Origin of the sequence: Bacillus sp. JKS001846 (genome assembly GCF_900176455.1) — a bacterium.
GTDB classification, from domain to species: domain Bacteria; phylum Bacillota; class Bacilli; order Bacillales; family Bacillaceae_G; genus Bacillus_A; species Bacillus_A cereus.
The window spans coordinates 239949-260006 of record NZ_FWYG01000002.1 but is presented as its reverse complement, the minus strand read 5'-3'; the positions used below and the strand labels follow the sequence as shown (position 1 = coordinate 260006).

Here is a 20058-nt window from a genome sequence, read left to right as displayed (position 1 = left end):
AATTTTACTAAATTAAAAAAAGAGAGCCAATCGGATCTCTTTTTTATGTCAGCCAACCTTTTCAACAACAAATGATGCATCACCAAAAGAAACAGGTCCAGAAGAGAGTCTAATTAATACCCGAAGAACATCTCCTTGGTTTAATGAAAGTAAAACTATTTTTGATACCATAATTCTATTGCCCTGATCCAAATCGATTCGGATTTGAGAAAGAAAATTAACAGTATCGTTTATTGTAAAATTTATAATAAGAATTCCTGAATCTTCTCCAAATACACTAACCCCTGTCGAAAAAGTTACAGCATATACACCAGTACTACCAACAGTTATTGAATTGTCAGCAGTACTTAATATAACCCCACTAAAAGGTCCTGTCACTGTAAAATCTATATTTGTATCAGTTACTGCTGGAATATCTGTAACTGGATCAGTATTCAACATTCCGAATGCTGGTGTTACTCCTAAACCAGTCATACCGGTTGCACCTGTAGCGCCTGTAGGTCCAGTCACTCCAATTCCTGTTAATCCCGTAGGTAAAGTGAATGACGAGATAGGTTGCAATGTAGGACCCAATAAGTTCGGATCAAATGCTACTCAATCCAAAAAAACATGTTTTTCATTCATGTATACACTTCCTTACGATGCTTGTACTTATCATAATTATTAAATGCTCAATACTAGATAAATGATCTTCGCATAAGCGGAATCTTTGTTTTTTATTTTCTCTAGAAAAAATAGTTGGAATATTACTTCCGACAAAATTGGAACAACATTTTCAATAACAAAGAGTTAATAATCTAAGTCAATCAGCATGGTTTATGTTTATTAGGATTAATATAGGGCGCCGCCACATAATCCATCAAGCCATAATATTTTTATAGCTTTATAATCAAAAAGCACTATACTTTCTGAAGAATCATAGGAAGGGATAGCGTTTTGGTATGTCTATTTCTGTGTCTGATGAATTACAACTATTCGTTCAAGAGGTTCAAAGTTTTTTCTTTCTAAATATCTTATGAATTTCGGCTAGAGATGTTGGCTTCATGCAACGAACCAGTAAATAATTTTAAAAAATTGTGGTTGTACCACAGGTGGAGTTGCCGAATCCTAGCTTTTATACTGCAAAAGTTCTTTGAGATTGAGAGGAACTCTTATGACTAATAAATGTAGGGTAAAAGCGTAGAATCAATTATATGGAAGGGAATCAAAACCCATAAATTAATATAAAACGATATAAAACAATGAAAAAAGAACTTAAATTCTTGAAAGGTAGAAAATAAGTTCTTTCTTTGTTAGTGGAGTTTTATTTAGCTGTGTGTTGGAGCACTATATAATATATGTATTTATTAGTAATGAGTGTTTAATTTCAAAAATATATATCATTGTAAATAAGAAAAAAGGACAGTTGAAAACTGACCTTTTTTCTATTTTTTAAAGATAGTTAACGAACAGGTAATTTGGGATTTGGAGTATAGTAAGATGTTGATCATCTCCTTGTTAATGTATGTAAGTCATACAAATTGGCTTGTACAATTTTAATTTTTTTTTTTTTTTTTGATAAATTAGTTAATTGGATGTTTGATAGAGGAAGAAAGTCTAATCAATTAACTTATTTCTTTCATAATATATAATGCAAATAAAATTTTTAGGAAAAAGGGGGTATATTAAATGTCTTTTGAACGTAGATGTGAATGTGATGAATGTAATAGAAACCGAAGAAGAAGAGAACGTGAGGAAGTAAGAGAAGTGGGGAATTTTGAAGGACGAAGAAGATTAAACGGTATAAGAGAAGGCGACAGAATTAACGTTTTTTCAGGTGGAGATCAAATCGATGGAACAGGAGTCTTTATTCGAATAGAGGATGGATTTCTTATTTGGGTAGACGCTGCTGCAAATATCAATGTGACAAGCCTAGATGTTATTAGTGTTCGACGCATAGGTTAATAGCATTTTAAATAATGTGAATGTGTTGAGCGTAATAGAAGTCGATGAAGAACGGACTGTGAGGAGGTGAGAGAAGTGGGAAACTTTGAAGGACGAAGAAGATTAGATGGTATAAGAGAAGGCGACAGAATTAACGTTTTTTCAGGTGGAGATCAAATCGATGGAACAGGAGTCTTTATTCGAATAGAGGATGGATTTCTTATTTGGGTAGATGCTGCTGCAAATATTAATGTGACAAGCCTAGATGTTATTAGTGTTCGACGCATAGGTTAATAGCATTTTAAATAATGTGAATGTGTTGAACGTAATAGAAATTGATGAAGAACTAAGGTGCACCTCGATTGTTAGAAACAGTCTAACAATCGGAGGTGCACTTTCTTATGGATAAATTTTCTTCGAAAGAAAAATACAAGCGATAAAATGCTATTTAGGTGGGGAAAGTGGATATTGATATTTACCTTAGTGTGGCAATATTAGTGGATTAAACTGTATGAATCGCGGGAATAGGGTGAATCATAAAAAATGTATCGTATCATGAAAGATTTGGGATTGAAATTTCCTGTTCATATGAAAGAATATTACTCTTATAAAGGAACGGATGGAAAAATTGCACCAAATATTTTAAACCGCAACTTCCACGCTAAAAAGCAAAATGAAAAGTGGGTTACATAATTTACGGAGTTTAAATTATTTGGAGAAAAGCTATATCTATCGCCAATATTGGACCTATGTAATGGGGAAATTATCATATATACAATTGGTTCAAGACTAACTTATTCACCTGCTTCAACAATAGATACACTCTTGATCAATTCTGATCAAAGTATGAAACTAGCAAACGAAACCGTCATTCCTATACTAAACGTGGCATTACACAATGAATGTCTCATAAAGGAAACTGTTGCGATAACACATTGATTGAAAACTTCTTTGGAATCACGAAATCAGAATTTCTGTATTGAAAGGGATTTAAAAGTATAGAACAATTTAAGAAATAAGTAGCGAAGTAAACAAAGTACTATAATCATAAAAGAAGTAAGGAAAAACTAAAATACATGAGTCCAGTAAAATACTGGGCCCATGCCCAAAAGGTCGCCTAATGAAATAATCTGTCTAACTTTATGGTATCACTTCAAGCGGGCTGTGAGGATTGGGGAATTTTGAAGGACGAAGAAGATTAGATGGCATAAGAGAAGATGACATAAGAGAAGATGACAGAATTAACGTTTTTTGAGGCGGAGATCAAATCAATGGAAAAGGAATCTTTATTCGTATAGAGTATGGATTCCATATTTGGGTGGATGCTGCTGCAAACATTAACGTGACAACCCTAGAGGTTATTAGTGTTCGACGAGTAGTTTAATAGCGCTCTAAATAAATATAAGTAAAAGATAACAGGAATGGCCCCGTATCCTATTTTTTTAGGGATTATTCTATCATGTAGATTAAATTGAGTGTTTAAATACTTAAAAAAGGGATTAATTTTAAATTAAATCCCTTTTTTAAGATGATAAGAGAGGTAGAGTACATTATATGTGTAGATTTTTAATTAAGTTTGTACATTTTTAATAAATTTATTTATTTTATGTAAAAGGTGCCAAGAAATACTTTGTAGTTTTATTTCTTGGCATGGGTATTTATTTGGGTCATTTGGATGCCGACCTTACAATAGTATATGTCCGCTATAGGGAATGGTTTGTTATTTATGTTCGGTTAAGTGAAATTTAGAAAAGAAAAACACCTATTTTTTTAATAGGTGTTTTTCTTGCAAATTGGCTTATAAATTAAGGGAAAGATTTTTCTTTCACTTATTATTTAATATTCATCTCTATGATTGTGCTCGTGTTCATGTTTATGCTCATGACATTCTCTGCAATGCTTACGTTTGCAACAGAAACGATTACAATCAGGTGAATTTATAGAAATTACGTTAATTCTGTTAATTGCAATACGTGCTAATCCTGGGAAACAATCAAAGTCAGATAAAATAATGACGTTGTTTCCTTGAAAACCTTGGAATGTTGCACTTGTAGGTGGTTGACAATCATATTGAAGAACAATACAAGTACCAGGAGTTAACGTTCTTAAAAATTGTAATAATTCTGGATTGTTATTCATTTGTCTTCTATTGTCTTCTCTTTCTTCTTTTCTGTGATGCTCTCGTCTATGATCATCACATCTGTTAAAATCACAACCTCCACCAAAACCAAAACCCATAAAATTACCCCCTTTCGTTCGTCAGTACATCTTATGCTCGTCTAGAAAGGATGGTGTGAGTAAATGAGTCTAATTAAGTGTGGATTTTTTATGTAAAGATGAAAGTGGTTAAATAAAAAAGAGCACCATGCAAAAGTGCTCTTTAAGATAGGAGATAACACTTTGAGTTGGATGTCTAGATTAAAATTATATGGTGTAGAAAAGGAATAAGCCCTAAATTTTATTGTCAACTCAATAAAAAAAGCAACTAGCAAAAGCTAACTGCCCTAATTATGGAATGTGGTTTACAAATGGGTGGTCTATAGTATTGACGAAATACTAAGTTTTATTCAGGAGGAACTATATATAACGTAATTTTAATAAGAAATAAAGGATAAAGATATTGGTTATAAATTAGGAACAAGTTTTTAACAAAATAATCTTTTAAATAGAAAGGGAAGACAAAAACTCATCAAAAGCCTAGAAGATAACATCACTAACGAAATACAAAAATTATTGCTATCCTCTAGTAAAGGAGAAAATATAGAATGGGCAAATAACATGATATGGAGATATTACATAAGAAATGGAAAATGTGCTGTCACAGGAATCTTTTTACTAGCTGATGATGCATACTGTTATCACAACGTAACGAAAGGTATAGGGGAACTGACGAGCTCAAAAACCTAATCATTGTAAATGAATTAGTCCACAGTCTAATACACGATGCCACAAATGAAGAGACGATTAGAAAATATATGAGAATACTTCAATTGAATGATAAACAATTGAAGAAAATAAACAAACTCCGTAAAGCTTTTAATCTAGTTACTTTAGTATAGAAGGAATAAGATGGGACATTGTATGCAATGAAAGTTGCACGTGCAGTGTTAAGCCGGGGATAGCTTCAATATCTTTCCTATCGCAACTATATAAAATAACCTCCTGGAATCTGTGGGACTTAGAAAAACATTAATGAAAATTATTTTATAAGGACTGGCATTCTATTAGTTTCAAACCTTTCAAATTCTATAGGACAATTTGCAAACGTTGCTATAGGTTCTGGAGTTTCGTTTGTAAAAAAACTGTGATTAATTATTTCACCAGAAGAAGAATAAAAAGTAATTTTGGTTTTGGATATAGGAGGAAGCATTATTACTAGTGGTTTACTTGTCATATCAATCAGCTCCTAAATTATTTGGTTTTATATGAACTTAATATGTATTCAATAAATGTATATGAATCCATTTTATAAAGTTAGTACTTTTTGAATTGAGAAATTTAACAAAATAGTTATTTAATTGGAAATAAAAAAGAGCACCTGATCAGGGTGCTCCGCCTATTACTATGAACAATACACTATAATAATATATGTGACTTTTCATTGTATGTAAAACGTGATACATCGCAATACATTAAAAGAGCACTCTTAAAAGTGTTCTCTGACCAAAACTAATATTGAAAAAGGATACTCAAGATATTATACGTATGTTTTTTAGGTATGTGTAATTTTAAAACAAAATCTTTCTTTTACCAACAAAGCAGCTAGTTAACAAAACTAACTGCTTGTTGTACAAAAGAAACGCTGCGCTTATAGAAATAGTTTGTAACTTTAAGTTACAAAAATAGTATGAACAGGGTTGCAAACGTTATGCGGAAATGAAAAAAATAAAATAAAAAAGAGCACCATGCATAAGTGCTCTTTAAGATAGGAGGTAACACTTTGAGCTGGACGGTTAGGTTAAAAGTATATGTTGTAGAAAAGGAATAAGACCTAAAACTTATTTTTAACTCAATACAAAAGAGCAGCTAGCATAAGCTAACTGCTATAAGAACATTACATCCACGAATTTAAGGAGTATAAATATTTCGTGAGTTTTGTATAGTATGGATAAAAATATTAAGTTTATGTAATGAAAATTAAAATAGAGCAGTCATTTGTATTAACTGCTCCATTCGATACAACCTAGGTAAGAAGCAGATTGTATTGTGATTATTATTAGCAGGATATGGAATTTTATTTAGTTTTTTAACAAAATCCTTATTTTAAAGCTAAAGAGTGCCTTGTAGAGCGCTCCTGATGTCTAATTACAAATACTTATGTTCGAGCTTAGATCGATTTCTTGCTTGGAGAAATAAAATGCTCTTAAACAAAGTTTAGATAGATAATCCAGCTAATCATTACAATGTAAAACAACGCATAAAAGAAGATTAAAATTTATTTTAATACCTTGTTCATAGTAGTATCCCCCTAAAAGAGGATTATTTGGATTTTAATATGGTATGTAAAAAAGGTGCATTTATACAAGGGAAGGGTGGCTAGCAAAAGTAAAATAAAATCTTTATTTTATTAATTTGTAGGTTGATACAGTTCCCAAAACGAAAAGAACCAAGTAAAAAGTCTTTGTAGTAGACCTGAAGGTAAGGGGAAAAGAAAAACAAGTAAGATAAGGGTTGTTATTACTATTAAGCTTAGTAAACAGAAATATGTCCATTTTCTAGCTTTTTTAAGATTCTTAGCAAAAATAAATAGTCCTGGAAATACAGTAAGCATACCTATCCAAACTAGAATAGAATGTCCAATTAGGTTTACATCTGCAGGAATTAATCCTGAAACTATAGTGGATACTCCTATTATAAGTATAAAAAATGTTTCTATTTTATTAATTCTTGTTTTTTCTAGATGTCGTGATATATAGTACTCCAACACAAAATGTTATTCCATTAAGAATAAAGAGTAGATTCATCCAAAAATGATTAGGGGAGTATATTTCATAAGGAGCTATTTCATAGGTGAATTCTCCACAGGTTGTTACACCTAGATTACTTATTGCATGATGCAAATAGTTATAAGGTGCTGTAGAAGTGAAAATAAAGAAAGGTTCAATTAAAAAGTATAGACAAGTTGCAATTCAGCTAAATAAGCCAATCCTGTTTGATATATACATTAGATGCCTCCTTTGAAAAAAGTATATTTCCATTATAGATGGTTACATCATCAAAAGTGAAAAATTGCAAGTTGAGAGTCGATAAACCTGTTCAATAATATAGGATTTTCTGGACAAATGTGTTTAGCGGAAAGATGTATAAAAAATGGATGGAGCAAAACTTAACAAAATCGTTATTTCATATCAAACAAAAAAGAGCACACATGTAAGTATGCTCTTTAACAAGAAAGTTAAATTTCTATGAATGGATGCCTCCATACAATAACATATGCTTGTCCAGTAAAAAGGTGAAAAGTTTTTAAGGGAATTATGATTTAAATAAAAGAAACCCAATTGAACTACTCACCACTTAACGTCCTAACGGACTGTTTGAAGTGGGAGATTCCTGCGAACACCGATGTATCCACTAGTTATCTTAGCAGGCTCTACCCGCAATCCCTACGGTGAGAACATAAGTATCTTGTACGCTGACTCACCACACTACCTACTTTAGCTTGGTTTTCGCAATTTTGAGAAGCGTGGGGCGATAGAACGTTGAAAATTTTACGGTTGCAACGTTTTTCTGCAACCAACCTCATATCTTCAGTTTTCGAAGAGCAATCTGTACAAGTAAATGATAGCAAATATGTTGGCTTATGCCAACCGACATTCATCTCCCACCTAAAATTGGTGTTTCACACCTTCACATTTTTGAGGAAGGAGTCTTCTGTCGGAAAACGATAAAAATTTCATTTTGTAAAGATTATATATACATCAATAAATTTTTATATAGTTATTTTGTTATGTGTATTTCAAATCATACTCCCAAATGTGATTTAAATACATGTGCATACAGTAGTATATGGAAATTTGAATTGTGCAAATAAATTAACAACATAGGAGTGAAGTAAAAGTGTTTATGAACGGTGGAAAAGAGTATAAAGTTAACATGAATTCCGAACAATTAAGGAGTATTATTTTAATGTCTGGAAAATAATTAAAAGATAAGCTAGTTCGTATCAATAATGTTATGATCACCCCTTCTAATATTTCGTTCATATAAAAAAGAATTCATAACGGGTGCTTTTTCTTTGTTATATTGAAACTAAACAATCAATGTATTTAAAATCCTTTTGTAGGCCTAACAAGAATTAATGGTCATACAATGATATAGAAAGGCATATCTAATATGTAAATTACCCCCGCACTCTGAAAAGACATCTAGTTAAGGTGTCTTTTTACTTTTCACCTTTTAAGAAGAACAAGCATATATTAAAGTATAGGATAAGCTTAATCGCATCTATTCCATTTATTCAGTTAAAACTCTAATCGTATTAAGAGCATCTACCGTGCCGGATGCTCTCTTTTAATGCACAAAATAGCCATTTAATGTTCTGCAGGGTATACATAGGGCATTAATAACTATTGTCTGCATTCTTATAACTGAATTTTCCGTAATAATTATTAATAATACTTGGAATATGAAGAATTTAGTTGAGATTCATTTTGAGTTCTAATAAGACCACCAAACGTGATTAATTAGTACAACTATTAGTGAATTAACAAATGTCTGTACTAGTTTAGTAATGATAAACACGATCGGGAAGAATGTATAAAATAAGGATTTGACATGGAAATAATCCCTATACATTCATGTCAAAAAAAGTTGTCTCATGACATATAGAGGTTGTTCTATTATGATGTTCGAAGGATGTGAGTGTATGGAAGACTTAAATGTGAAAATTGATGGTCTAAATTCAGAACAAAAAGAGATCATGCGCGATATTTGTAATTTAGAAACTCGAATAATAATTAATAAGTAATTAGAAAAGATCAGCAAGAATACAATCTGGATTTTACGGATTATTATCAATGCGATATTATGGCCGTTCTAGGTTTGATACTAAGAGGGACAATTTAGAATTCCCAAAGTATTTTTTGAAAGAGAGACTAGTGTCTCTCTATTTATTTTGAGGAGGCATATGTGGATTTGTGGTATAGGTCTATTTATCTTTAATTATATAATAAAAACCATTTGATAATTAACTTGTACATTTTAAAAAGTTTATTTATTTTATGTAAAAGGTGCCAAGAAATACTTTGTAGTTTTATTTCTTGGCGTGGGTATTTATTTGGGTCATTTGGATGCCGACCTTACAATAGTATATGTCCGCTATATGAAATGGTTTGTTATTTATGTTTAGTTCAGTAAATTTAGGAAAGAAAAAACACCTATTTTTTAATAGGTGTTTTTCTTGCAAATTGGCTTATAAATTAAGGGAAAGGTATTTCTATTCATTCATTTTTAATAATCATCTCTACGATCATGCCCATGTTTATGCTCGTCACAATTTCTACAATGCTTACGCTTGCAACAGAAACGGTTGCAATCAGGTGAATTTATAGAAATTACGTTAATTTTGTTAATTGCAATACGTGCTAATCCTGGGAAACAATCAAAGTCAGATAATATAATGACGTTGTTTCCTTGAAAACCTTGGAATGTTGCACTTGTAGGTGGTTGGCAATCATATTGAATAACAATACAAGTACCAGGAGTTAATGTTCTTAAGAATTGTAATAACTCTGGATTATTATTCACCTGTCTATTGTCTTCTCTTTCTTCTTTTCTGTGATGTTCTCTGTGATGATCTCTCCGATCATCACATCTATTGAAATCACAACCTCCACCAAAACCAAAACCCATAAAATTACCCCCTTTCGTTCGTTAATACATCTTATGCTCGTCTAGAAAGAATGGTGTGAGTATATGAGTCTAGTTAAGTGTGGATTTGTTATTTAAATATGAAATTTGTTTAAGAGGGATATTTTTTATGAATTGGGTTTTAAAGACTATATCCCAATAACCGTATTACTAAAAAAGGTTTTTGCCAACTTGTCTATTTCAATTAGTATGTTTAAACATATATTATTTTGACAACTAATAATAAGTTAATTTAATAGAATTACATTGTTAGATGTCAAAATTAAAAGTAAAGGATGGAGATAGAGAATGGCAGAATTTCAAGAGAATAATAATGAAATTAGAACTTTGTTGGAAGCATTTCAATTGGTAGGGGCAAGAGTTGTATTATTTTTACCATCATTTCACGTAGAAGGCTTGATTACACGAATTGGGGCAAATTTTGTTACTCTTCGTCGTGGTAATGGAGAAGGCGTTGAAGTAGAAAGTAATAATAATGGAAATGCACTTGAAAATCCAAACCAAATCAGTGTTGCAATTAGGGACATTTTAGCGGTTAGTGATGATCGAGGAGCATAATTAATTAAAAATGTACTGGGTATTATAAATATCCAGTACATTTTTATATAATCTGCTAACCGTATAACTAAAAAAGTTTTTGCCAACTTGTCTATTTCAATTAGTATGTTTAAACATATATTATTTTGACAACTAATAATAAGTTAATTTAATAGAATTACATTGTTAGATGTCAAAATTAAAAGTAAAGGATGGAGATAGAGAATGGCAGAATTTCAAGAGAATAATAATGAAATTAGAACTTTGTTGGAAGCATTTCAATTGGTAGGGGCAAGAGTTGTATTATTTTTACCATCATTTCACGTAGAAGGCTTGATTACACGAATTGGAGCAAATTTTGTTACTCTTCGTCGTGGTAATGGAGAAGGCGTTGAAGTAGAAAGTAATAATAATGGAAATGCACTTGAAAATCCAAACCAAATTAGTGTTGCAATTAGGGACATTTTAGCGGTTAGTGATGATCGAGGAGCATAATTAATTAAAAATGTACTGGGTATTATAAATACCCAGTACATTTTTAATTAATCTGCTTACTATATAATACATACTTATTATAGGGGGAGCATAGATGTGTCAGTTTTGTTTAAAATCTGATAATAGTAAACGTAAATTTAGATTGTTTGATATAAATCCGATTCCGCTTATCGCTCCATTTAAATCAAGAAGGCGTTTTGATACTTTATTAGAATCAGAAAAATTTTCTGATGGTTTATTAAAATCAAAAATGTCCCCTAACACGGCTTTAGAATTAAAGAAATCTTCTTATCATTCAGTAGTTAATAGTTCTAACAATAATTTTGCAGAAGTAACAAATGAGATTAGAGAACTTTTATATGCCTATGGGTTGCTTCATTTACGTACTGTATTGTTTTTAGAAGGAATTCATATTAAAGGCATTATAATGAATGTGAGTCAAAATTTAGTTACTGTTATTGGACCAAATGTAGAAGTAATAAGTAATTCAACTGGTAATATTATAGGTTTTCCGAATAAAATTAATGTTAGACTTGAATCAATTCAATCAATTGGTGATGTGGAAGAGGTTTCCCATTAAAATGCAAAAACTAATAGAATAACATGTGATTTTTAATGTTGATTCTAATATGTTTTAAATTAACACTCCTTGCTCCTCTAGGGCTGGGAGTGTTAAATCCATGCATATTAGGTTATTCTATACATTAGAGTTATTCCCTATATTATTGAGAAGGGGCTATTTACGAACTCCTTTTTAAAAGGACACGTATTCCCAAATTGAGCTGTGTCATGTGAAAGAGAAAAGCATAGCTATTTATCATTTTAGCCAAGAAGACTCCTTCCTCAAGGAGCGTGAAGGGTCACAGCCCAGTGAGTAGGTGGGAGATGAATTGGCTTCGAACAAGGGATGACAGGAAGCCATCTTAATTGTTCAATATACATAAAGTGTTACTTCACTATCCACAGAATATATGTTCGGTATATAATAGTCATATACCGAAATGGAGGTGAATCAAATGATAATTAATAAAGCCTATAAGTTTCGTATCTATCCAAATCAGGCACAAGCAATTCTAATTAACAAAACGATAGGTTGTTCTCGCTTTGTATTCAATCATTTCCTTTCTTTATGGGATCACGCATACAAAGAGACTGGAAAAGGTTTAACATATGGTACATGCTCTGCCAAACTTCCTGCCATGAAGAAAGAGTTTGTTTGGCTCAAAGAAGTGGATAGTATTGCGATTCAGTCTTCTGTTCGCAACCTTACGGATGCGTATACACGATTTTTCAAAAAACAAAATGGTGCCCCGCGTTTCAAATCCAAGAAGAACAACGTACAATCTTACACTACAAAACAAACAAATGAAAACATTGCCGTCGTAGGAAATAAAGTAAAATTGCCAAAACTAGGTCTTGTTCGATTTGCCAAAAGTCGCGAAGTAAAGGGACGTATTGTAAATGCTACGGTTAGACGGAACCCTTCTGGTAGATATTTTGTGTCACTATTAGTTGAAACAGAAGTACAAGAACTTCCGAAAACACATTCTTACATTGGGATAGATGTAGGACTAAAAGATTTCGCCATTTTGTCAGATGGAACACCCTATGAAAATCCGAAGTTTTTCCGATCATTAGAAGATAAGTTGGCGAAAGCACAGCGTATTCTTTCTAGAAGAATGAAAGGATCTTCTGGCTGGAATAAACAACGAGTAAAAGTAGCTAGAATTCATGAATACATATCAAATGCTAGAAAAGATTACTTGGACAAAATCTCAACTGAAATCATCAAAAACCACGATGTTATCGGTATAGAGGATTTGCAAGTATCGAATATGTTAAAGAATCATAAGTTAGCAAAAGCAATTAGTGAAGTATCTTGGTCACAGTTTCGAACCATGTTGGAATATAAAGCAAAATGGTATGGCAAACAAGTCATTGTCGTATCGAAAACATTTGCTTCCAGCCAATTATGTTCTTGTTGTGGATATCAAAATAAAGACGTTAAAAATTTAAACCTACGTGAATGGGACTGTTCTTCTTGTTGTACACACCATGATAGGGATATTAACGCAAGTATCAATATAAAGAATGAAGCGATAAGGCTTCTAACCGCAAGGACTGCGGGGTTAGCCTAATCAATTAGAGTTCGATAGAACTCTTTACTTAGGAATCCCTCACTTCTAAACGAAGTGAAAGTGGGGGTAGTTCAATTCATTCTCATAATCTTTAAAGAGTACTTAAGGTTTTGGGAATATACCTTTCATAATCAGGAATAGCCAATCTACCAAAAATAAATTTGGCTTGTACATATTTTGTTTGGAGATGTATCATAATTTGGAATTGGACAGTCTGTGTAAGTTCTATGCCTCTATTAAATGAACTTCGTAACAGAACCTTGCCGAGCCACTCTTAATTTAACTCCCTAACGGTTCTAATCGATTAAGCTATCCCTGTAGTTAAGAGAGGGATAGCTTCGTTTTTAAGATTTAATCCTACGTTAACATACCTATCGTTATGTGTACTACAAGAAGGGCAATCACACTCACGAAGATTAAGATTTTTAACGTCTTTATTTTGGTAAATGCAATTCGAACATAGTTAACTAGAAATACACGTTTTTGATATAACTACATCCCGTAACGTTTTTTGGAAGTTGAGTTAGCTCTTCAGTGAAAAAATGATACGTTAATCTTTTCCCTGCTTTTTTATAAGTATGATTCCATATAGCAAGAAAACGATTAAATACAAAACAACTTCAAACAATGGTTCTCGCAATTAAGGCTCCTTATTCTTGCTTCTAGTAAAAACGTAAACTTTTGCATACCGACATTTATTTTTCATCTAAAATTGGTATTTCACACCTTCACATTTTTAAGAAAGCGGCCTTCTGGCGGAAAAAGATAACAATAACCTTTTTACCAGAACTGTTTGTATTGCGTATTAAAATTCCTCTATTAATATGTTTAAAGCCTTTGACTTTATCCTTTCATATTCCATAGCTCCAGCAAGTTCTTCAGCAAGTAATGGTGATTTTCTGACGTATTTTTCACGAATCACATCATACAATTCATAAGGAAATAACATATCAATAAACATAATTTTCTTCTGCTCAGCTGTTAAAGGGGAAACTGACTCATATGCGTTAATCATAATTTGAAATTGGTTTTCATTCCAAACACCAGTTGTATCTAGTAGAGGAATAATCATTTTACGCAAGTCTCGAATAGGAAGATCGTAAGAAACTGTATCTAAATCAATTACCCAAATTTGATTACTTGGATCTAATAAGGAATTTCCTGTTCCATAATCTTGATGACATAAATTGGGGAATTCTTGTAATTCATCAGTCCATTTTGTATATTCAGATTCCAATAATCTTTGGTGTGTGTTTTTTGCTTCTGAAATGAAAGCATCAATTTCAGCCAAGTACAATTGTGAAAATGGATCATCTGGCATAGTTGCGGATAAATTTTTCCAAATCTCCATCTGTTGAAATCTTTTAATATAATGATTGGGCCAACGTCCCAGTTTTGTAAAGATAGGTATGCCTGGTGGCGGTTTGTAGCCAATAGAAGCTACATGAAAATCTGCTAACCCTTTCATAATCATTTCAAGGTCTTCTTGCATTGTAAGCTCAAATGGTCTTCCCTCAATCCAATCATAAACAACAAATAAAAATGGTCCGTGTTTTGTATATAACTGATTCACTTTACTTGGAATTATGCTCGGAACACGCATGCCTTTTTTTGCAAGATAATCTTGGGCGTGAATAGAAAATAAAGCCTTTTTTTCAGGGCGATGAATTCTCTTTAAGCAAAATGGTCCATCTGCAGTATGAATTTTCCATACTAAGGCTAGTTGTCCACCTTGTATTAATTCGATTGTAGTCGCTTGAATGTCCCAATGTTGAATCATTGTCTCTGCCAAGGCAACTAATTTTTGCTCCTCTTCGGGCGATAATGTATACATCGCTTCTTCATTTTGATTCTCCACATATACCACCATCCTTTTATACTCTCTTATTACTTTATGGTACATGACCATTTTTGTTCTAGCCATTTGCCTTTAAGAAGAAAAAGTGCTATTTACCAAATTCAATTATAAAAGATGAAATAATTCTTGATAACTCACAAATATAAGGGTTCCTTCGTAACATATGAAGAAAGTTGTATTTTATGAAACAGGGAGGCGATTTAATGAAAATTGCGATAATATCCACTGAAAAGCTACCTGTACCAGCTGTACGGGGGGGAGCTATTCAAATTTATATAGATTCTGTTGCTTCCATTATTGCTTCAAATGGGAAAAATGTGACAGTTATTTCTATAACAGATCCTAATCTAAAATCAGAAGAAAAAAACAAAGGTGTAAGGTATATACGTTTTCCAGAAGAGGAGTATTTGCCTTATGTTATTAAACATTTGAAACAGGAAAAATATGATGTGGTTCATTTATGTAATCGTCCCAATTGGGTTACAATTTTGCGTGAGGCGGCACCACAGACCAAATTCGTGTTAAGTGTGCATAATGAAATGTTTGCATACGAAAAGATAAGTGATAAAGAGGGCGAAGCATGTATTGCCGCTGTTTCTAAAATTGTAACAGTTAGTGATTATATAGGAAAAACAATTACCTCGCGCTTTCAAACTGCAAAAGCAAAGACAAGAACGGTATATTCTGGTGTAGATGTAAATGAATATTATCCTTCGTGGACCGCGAATGGTACAAAAGTTAAAAATTATGTGCAGAAACAGTTGAATTTACAAAATAAAAAAATAGTTTTGTTTGTTGGACGCTTGAGCAAAGTAAAAGGTCCTCATATTTTGCTACAAGCTCTTCCTAAGATAATTGAGAAAAATCCAGACATCGTAATGGTTTTTATTGGTTCAAAATGGTTTGGAGATAACAATGTAAATAATTATGTAAAACATTTATATACCTTAGGTGCAATGTTTCCAGAACATGTAGTCTTTATTAAATTTGTTAAACCGAAGGATATTTCAACACTTTATGCTATGTCAGATATTTTTGTTTGCTCTTCACAGTGGCAAGAGCCTCTTGCTAGGGTGCATTACGAAGCAATGGCAGCGGGTTTACCCATTATCACAAGTAATCGAGGCGGTAACCCTGAAGTTATTGAAGAAGGAAAAAATGGATATATTGTCAATGACTTTGAGAATCCTGATGCATATGCAGAAAAGATAATTAATCTATTAAATAACGAAAATAAAAGAAAACAGATAGGGAAATATGGACGTGCGAAGGTTGAAAAAGAATTTAATTGGAACCGAGTCGCTATGGATTTAATGAAAGTGTATGGGGAAGTTTTATAAAATTTAAGAGGAGGGTGAAGAAAATTGGAAGAAACAACTGGATTAGAGAATGAACATTTAAAAAAGGTCCTTAACTTTTATCCATTTGAAGTAAGTAATATTACTTTACAATCAAGCAGAAGTGGGAGAACAATGTGGGAAGTTGAAACAGAAGAAGGATTAAAAATATTAAAACAAGCACATATGCACCCTAAAAGGATGCTATTTATTGCTGGAGCACATTTATATCTCCTTCAAAATGGATTACCCATTACAAACATTCATAAAACAACAAGAGGGGGCTTTTGTATCGGATCTGATGAGTATGCGTATGTACTATATGATAAGCATCAAGGGAAAGAAGTCATATATTATAATAAAGAACAATTAGAAAAGGTACTCATATATGCAGGTAAATTTCATCAAGCATCAGAAGGATATATTCCGATGCAAGAAAGTAAAATTCGGAGTCGATTAGGAAAATGGCATAAATTATACAGATGGAAATTACAAGAATTAGAAGGAAACAAAAGAATTGCACTCTCCTTTCCAGATGATGTATTTTCAACAATGTTTTTAGAATACGTCGATAAGATGTTAGCACGTGGTAAGAGAGCATTACAAGAAATAGATGATCCATATTATGACCAATGGACAAAAGAAGTTATTGCATCTAATAGTTTTTGTCAGCAAGATTTTACTTTAGCAAGGTTTGCAGAAATAGATGATGCTGTTTTTATGAAAGAGCTACATTCTATTACAAGTGATTTACCCGTGAGGGATCTACGTATCATTTTAAATAAAGTGATGAAAAAAATGTCGGTTTGGGATACTAATTTAGCAATTCATATGTTAAGTGCATATAATTCGGAAAATCCCTTATCAGAAAAACAATTTCGTGTTCTCTGGACTGATTTATCGTTCCCTCACTTATTCTGTGCAATTGCACATAAATACTATTTAGGACAAAAGCGTTCCTGGTCTGATGAAAAGTATATTTGGGCATTGCAAAATATCATTGCACTTGAAGACTCTAAGGAAGAATTTTTACAAAGTTTTTCTGATATTTACCAAGAAATCAAGAGCAATAGTGGAGGGAAATAAAATGAGTTCAGAACAAGAAGAGATAGTAATCCCTATTTTAGATTTAGAGAAATTTGTATTTTCTCCACCAGGGCCAATGGGATGGGAATTGTCAGAGTATGAGCAGCAAAAAAATATTGTACTAAATGAATCTTCGGTGCTAGAGAATTTAGCGATTATTAAGGAAATAGAATTAGAGGAGTTACCCAAAATCGGATTGCTAGATTTAGAAGAGGAATCTCCACAAAAAACTAAAATAATTAATGAAGTAAAAGATGAAGAGGTTCAGAAGACGAGAAAAACGAAGAAGACGAAGAAGAAAAAGAAGAAGAGGAAGAAAAGCACAATAATTGATGAAGTAAAAGATGAAGAGACCCAAAATGCAATAGAAATAGAAGAACAATACCCAGAACAAAATGGGGTCGTTCCAGCTCAAATAGAAAAGCCGAAAGTAAAAGTTAAAATTATTACTCCCGATCATCCATTAAGAAGCCCGTGGATAGCAAACTTAGTAAAGAGTGCTAAGGAAAATGAATAATGAAATTTCCGCAAATAGATTAATCTTTTCATATTCTTTCAACATAGTATATATAAAAATATATTGAAGGAGTTAGGTAAATGGCTGATGTGAAAAGAGCAAAAATAAAATTAGATGTTGAAAATGGCTTTAGTGTTAATTCAGATGGTGATTTACAGGAAGTTCTAAAAGCTCTAGCTGAAATAATTCAATCTGGTACACATAATGGTGTAGAGGTTGAAATTCAATATGCAGATGAAACAGAAGTTATCTTTACAGACGAAGAAGAAGAAGAAGAGGAAGAGGAAGACGAAGAAGACGAAGAAGAAGACGAAGAAGACGAAGAAGACGAAGATGAAGAAGACGAAGAAGAAGACGAAGAAGATGAAGATGAAGAAGATGAAGAAGAAGACGAAGAAGACGAAGACGAAGAGGAAGAAGACGAAGAGGAAGACGAAGAAGACGAAGACGAAGACGAAGATGAAGAAGAGGAAGAAGACGAAGAAGACGAAGATGAAGAAGAAGACGAAGAAGACGAAGAAGACGAAGAAGACGAAGAGGAAGAAGACGAAGAAGAAGACGAAGAAGACGAAGATGAAGAAGATGAAGAGGAAGAAGACGAAGAAGACGAAGACGAAGAAGACGAAGATGAAGACGAAGAAGAAGACGAAGATGAAGAAGAAGACGAAGAGGAAGAAGACGAAGATGAAGATGAAGAAGACGAAGATGAAGATGAAGAAGACGAAGACGATGATGGTGAAGAAGAAGACGCGTAAAATAATTAGAACAAAAAAACGCTTGGTTCTCCAAGCGTTTTTTTGTTCTTTAACATATGCATAATAGGCCGCCGTTATATATTTTTTATTTCTAGTTAGTTATGTTTGAATTGTTTTGATCAAAATAAAAACGTTAAACATCCAAATCTTCTTGAGTAGATTCTCTCTTCTTTTAGCACACATATTAAGATTGAGATGTTAATGTAGGACAGAATCTTAGCAATAAAGCGCCCCACCTCTTACCGTTAGGAACTACACGAATAGCTTAATTAGTTAGAAACCGTTAAGTTTCTGTATTTAGGAATCCCTTAATTCAAATAGTTCATAAAAACGTTAAATGCTGGGCAGTTCAAACAATTAGAATTTTGAGAGGGCGTATTAGATTTCTAGCAGGTTGATTAGTAGATTCTGCGACTTGTTTATATACCTGATCTAGTTTTTTTGCTGTATGCTTAAATGTAAAGTTTTCCTCCACAATTTTTCTTCCGTTTTCAGCAATCCATTGTGCAAATTCGCGTTGAGATAACAAAGCCTGGACAAGTCTGGCAAACTCCATTGGATTATTATATTGTTCTACTAGGCAGCCGTTATATTCATCTGTTATAACTTCTGCATTTCCCCCACGGTTTGTTGTAATAATTGGGATTCCAGCAGCCATTGCTTCATAATGAACACGTGCCAATGGTTCGTTCCATTGTGAGCTACATATAAATATATCCCCCATTAGAAATATATTATGAATTTGATCTGCAGGAATAAATTTGGTGAAAATTACGTGTTCTTTAATTGGTCTTGCAAGTCTATATAGCCTTTTAACATATTTATTTACTCGGTTATCACTAAACCATTTACCACCAACAATTACAAGTACCGTATCTTTATGCGTTTGAATAATCTTCTTCATAGATTGAATGAGCAAGTCTGGACCTTTATTTTTGCATAATCGGCCAACAAATAGAATTACTTTTTTATCTTGGATACCGTATTTTGTACGAAATGCATTTCTTATCTTTTTTCCTGTTGATGTCCAGATGGAGGGGGATTGTTTTAAATTAACACCAGAGTAGACAATGGAAATCTTTTCTTCAGCTTGTGGAAATCTCTCAATCACAGTTTGTTTAATATAGTTACTAACAGTCGTAATGGCGGTAACCATTTCAATAATAAGATTGCCTTCACAAATAGATAGTTTATGTTCAGCAAACATATCGTTATGAAGACCTAATACAAATTTACTGTGTGGAGAAGCTTGTTTATATAGAGGTATATTTTTAGGACGATTAAAGACATGTATAATATCAAATGTATTGGTTTGGAGGGTTCTTATAACGTGCTGTTCATAGTCTTTTTGAGGCAAATACACGTAATTGACATTATCTTGTGTTTTTTGATTTGGAAGATTTGGATCTGAAATGGAGAAAATAGTAAGTTCATAATCTTGACTTATATAGGGGGACACCCCATCGATCATCATTTGAATTGCTCCACCTTTAATCGCTGGAGATGGTAATTTTTCTGTACATATATATGCAATTTTCATAAA

Annotated in this window: 16 protein-coding genes and 4 pseudogenes; 12 read left to right on the top strand and 8 right to left on the bottom strand. The window is 32.6% G+C overall.

Features of this window, described 5'->3' with window-relative positions:
* Positions 1–48 precede the first annotated feature (48 nt).
* On the bottom strand, positions 49–561 hold the full coding sequence (locus B9A45_RS33175) for a collagen-like protein (protein ID WP_347366358.1): 513 nt from the start codon (positions 559–561) through the stop codon (positions 49–51).
* Between the two features lie 1107 nt (positions 562–1668).
* On the opposite strand from B9A45_RS33175, the gene B9A45_RS30160 reads away from it, so the two are divergent.
* The 3 genes and pseudogenes from B9A45_RS30160 to B9A45_RS33060 form a co-directional block, all read left to right on the top strand.
* On the top strand, positions 1669–1944 hold the full coding sequence (locus tag B9A45_RS30160) for a hypothetical protein (RefSeq protein WP_084065790.1): 276 nt from the start codon (positions 1669–1671) through the stop codon (positions 1942–1944).
* A gap of 75 nt (positions 1945–2019) precedes the next feature.
* Positions 2020–2217: a hypothetical protein gene (locus B9A45_RS30155; RefSeq protein WP_084065789.1), complete on the top strand. Its 198-nt coding sequence runs from the start codon at positions 2020–2022 to the stop codon at positions 2215–2217.
* A 217-nt stretch (positions 2218–2434) separates the two neighbouring features.
* Positions 2435–3044, top strand: a pseudogene (locus B9A45_RS33060) (IS3 family transposase); the annotation flags it as partial.
* A 715-nt stretch (positions 3045–3759) separates the two neighbouring features.
* Here the strand turns inward: B9A45_RS33060 and B9A45_RS30145 are convergent.
* The 3 genes and pseudogenes from B9A45_RS30145 to B9A45_RS33055 form a co-directional block, all read right to left on the bottom strand.
* Complete coding sequence (locus tag B9A45_RS30145) at positions 3760–4161, bottom strand: hypothetical protein (RefSeq protein WP_084065788.1); 402 nt, start codon at positions 4159–4161, stop codon at positions 3760–3762.
* A gap of 961 nt (positions 4162–5122) precedes the next feature.
* The gene (locus B9A45_RS30135) at positions 5123–5317 is read right to left on the bottom strand and encodes a hypothetical protein (RefSeq protein ID WP_084065787.1); all 195 of its coding nucleotides are present in this window, start codon (positions 5315–5317) and stop codon (positions 5123–5125) included.
* Positions 5318–6482: 1165 nt separating this feature from the next.
* Positions 6483–7052: pseudogene (locus B9A45_RS33055) on the bottom strand (DUF998 domain-containing protein).
* Positions 7053–8788: 1736 nt separating this feature from the next.
* Here B9A45_RS33055 and B9A45_RS30115 point away from each other — a divergent pair.
* A pseudogene (locus B9A45_RS30115) lies at positions 8789–8988 on the top strand (hypothetical protein).
* Positions 8989–9372: 384 nt separating this feature from the next.
* Here B9A45_RS30115 and B9A45_RS30110 read toward each other — a convergent pair.
* Positions 9373–9774 (bottom strand): hypothetical protein, encoded by a 402-nt coding sequence (locus B9A45_RS30110; protein WP_084065786.1) that lies wholly within the window; start codon positions 9772–9774, stop codon positions 9373–9375.
* 306 nt (positions 9775–10080) lie between these two features.
* Between B9A45_RS30110 and B9A45_RS30105 the strand changes: the two genes are divergently transcribed.
* The 4 genes from B9A45_RS30105 to tnpB all read left to right on the top strand — a co-directional run bounded on the left by B9A45_RS30105 (position 10081) and on the right by tnpB (position 12962).
* Positions 10081–10350 (top strand): hypothetical protein, encoded by a 270-nt coding sequence (locus tag B9A45_RS30105; RefSeq protein WP_084065785.1) that lies wholly within the window; start codon positions 10081–10083, stop codon positions 10348–10350.
* A 204-nt stretch (positions 10351–10554) separates the two neighbouring features.
* A complete protein-coding gene (locus B9A45_RS30100) occupies positions 10555–10824 on the top strand; it encodes a hypothetical protein (protein WP_084065785.1) in 270 nt (89 codons plus the stop codon).
* 94 nt (positions 10825–10918) lie between these two features.
* A complete protein-coding gene (locus B9A45_RS30095; RefSeq protein ID WP_084065784.1) occupies positions 10919–11404 on the top strand; it encodes a hypothetical protein in 486 nt (161 codons plus the stop codon).
* 436 nt (positions 11405–11840) lie between these two features.
* A complete protein-coding gene (tnpB, locus tag B9A45_RS30090) occupies positions 11841–12962 on the top strand; it encodes an IS200/IS605 family element RNA-guided endonuclease TnpB (protein ID WP_084065783.1) in 1122 nt (373 codons plus the stop codon).
* A 304-nt stretch (positions 12963–13266) separates the two neighbouring features.
* Here tnpB and B9A45_RS33050 read toward each other — a convergent pair.
* Positions 13267–13464, bottom strand: a pseudogene (locus tag B9A45_RS33050) (zinc ribbon domain-containing protein); the annotation flags it as partial.
* Between the two features lie 303 nt (positions 13465–13767).
* Entirely contained in the window at positions 13768–14871 is a 1104-nt protein-coding gene (locus tag B9A45_RS30080) for a CotS family spore coat protein (protein ID WP_084065782.1), read from the bottom strand.
* A 152-nt stretch (positions 14872–15023) separates the two neighbouring features.
* On the opposite strand from B9A45_RS30080, the gene B9A45_RS30075 reads away from it, so the two are divergent.
* The 4 genes from B9A45_RS30075 to B9A45_RS30060 all read left to right on the top strand — a co-directional run bounded on the left by B9A45_RS30075 (position 15024) and on the right by B9A45_RS30060 (position 18515).
* Positions 15024–16160: a glycosyltransferase family 4 protein gene (locus tag B9A45_RS30075; protein WP_084065781.1), complete on the top strand. Its 1137-nt coding sequence runs from the start codon at positions 15024–15026 to the stop codon at positions 16158–16160.
* A 24-nt stretch (positions 16161–16184) separates the two neighbouring features.
* Positions 16185–17243 carry a spore coat putative kinase CotS gene (gene cotS / locus B9A45_RS30070; protein ID WP_084065780.1) on the top strand — a complete coding sequence of 353 codons (1059 nt, stop codon included), beginning with the start codon at positions 16185–16187 and terminating at the stop codon, positions 17241–17243.
* Between the two features lies 1 nt (position 17244).
* On the top strand, positions 17245–17760 hold the full coding sequence (locus B9A45_RS30065; protein WP_084065779.1) for a hypothetical protein: 516 nt from the start codon (positions 17245–17247) through the stop codon (positions 17758–17760).
* Between the two features lie 80 nt (positions 17761–17840).
* On the top strand, positions 17841–18515 hold the full coding sequence (locus B9A45_RS30060; RefSeq protein WP_084065778.1) for an AAA family ATPase: 675 nt from the start codon (positions 17841–17843) through the stop codon (positions 18513–18515).
* 349 nt (positions 18516–18864) lie between these two features.
* Here the strand turns inward: B9A45_RS30060 and B9A45_RS30055 are convergent, their stop codons facing one another.
* The gene (locus B9A45_RS30055) at positions 18865–20055 is read right to left on the bottom strand and encodes a glycosyltransferase family 4 protein (RefSeq protein ID WP_084065777.1); all 1191 of its coding nucleotides are present in this window, start codon (positions 20053–20055) and stop codon (positions 18865–18867) included.
* Positions 20056–20058 lie beyond the last annotated feature (3 nt).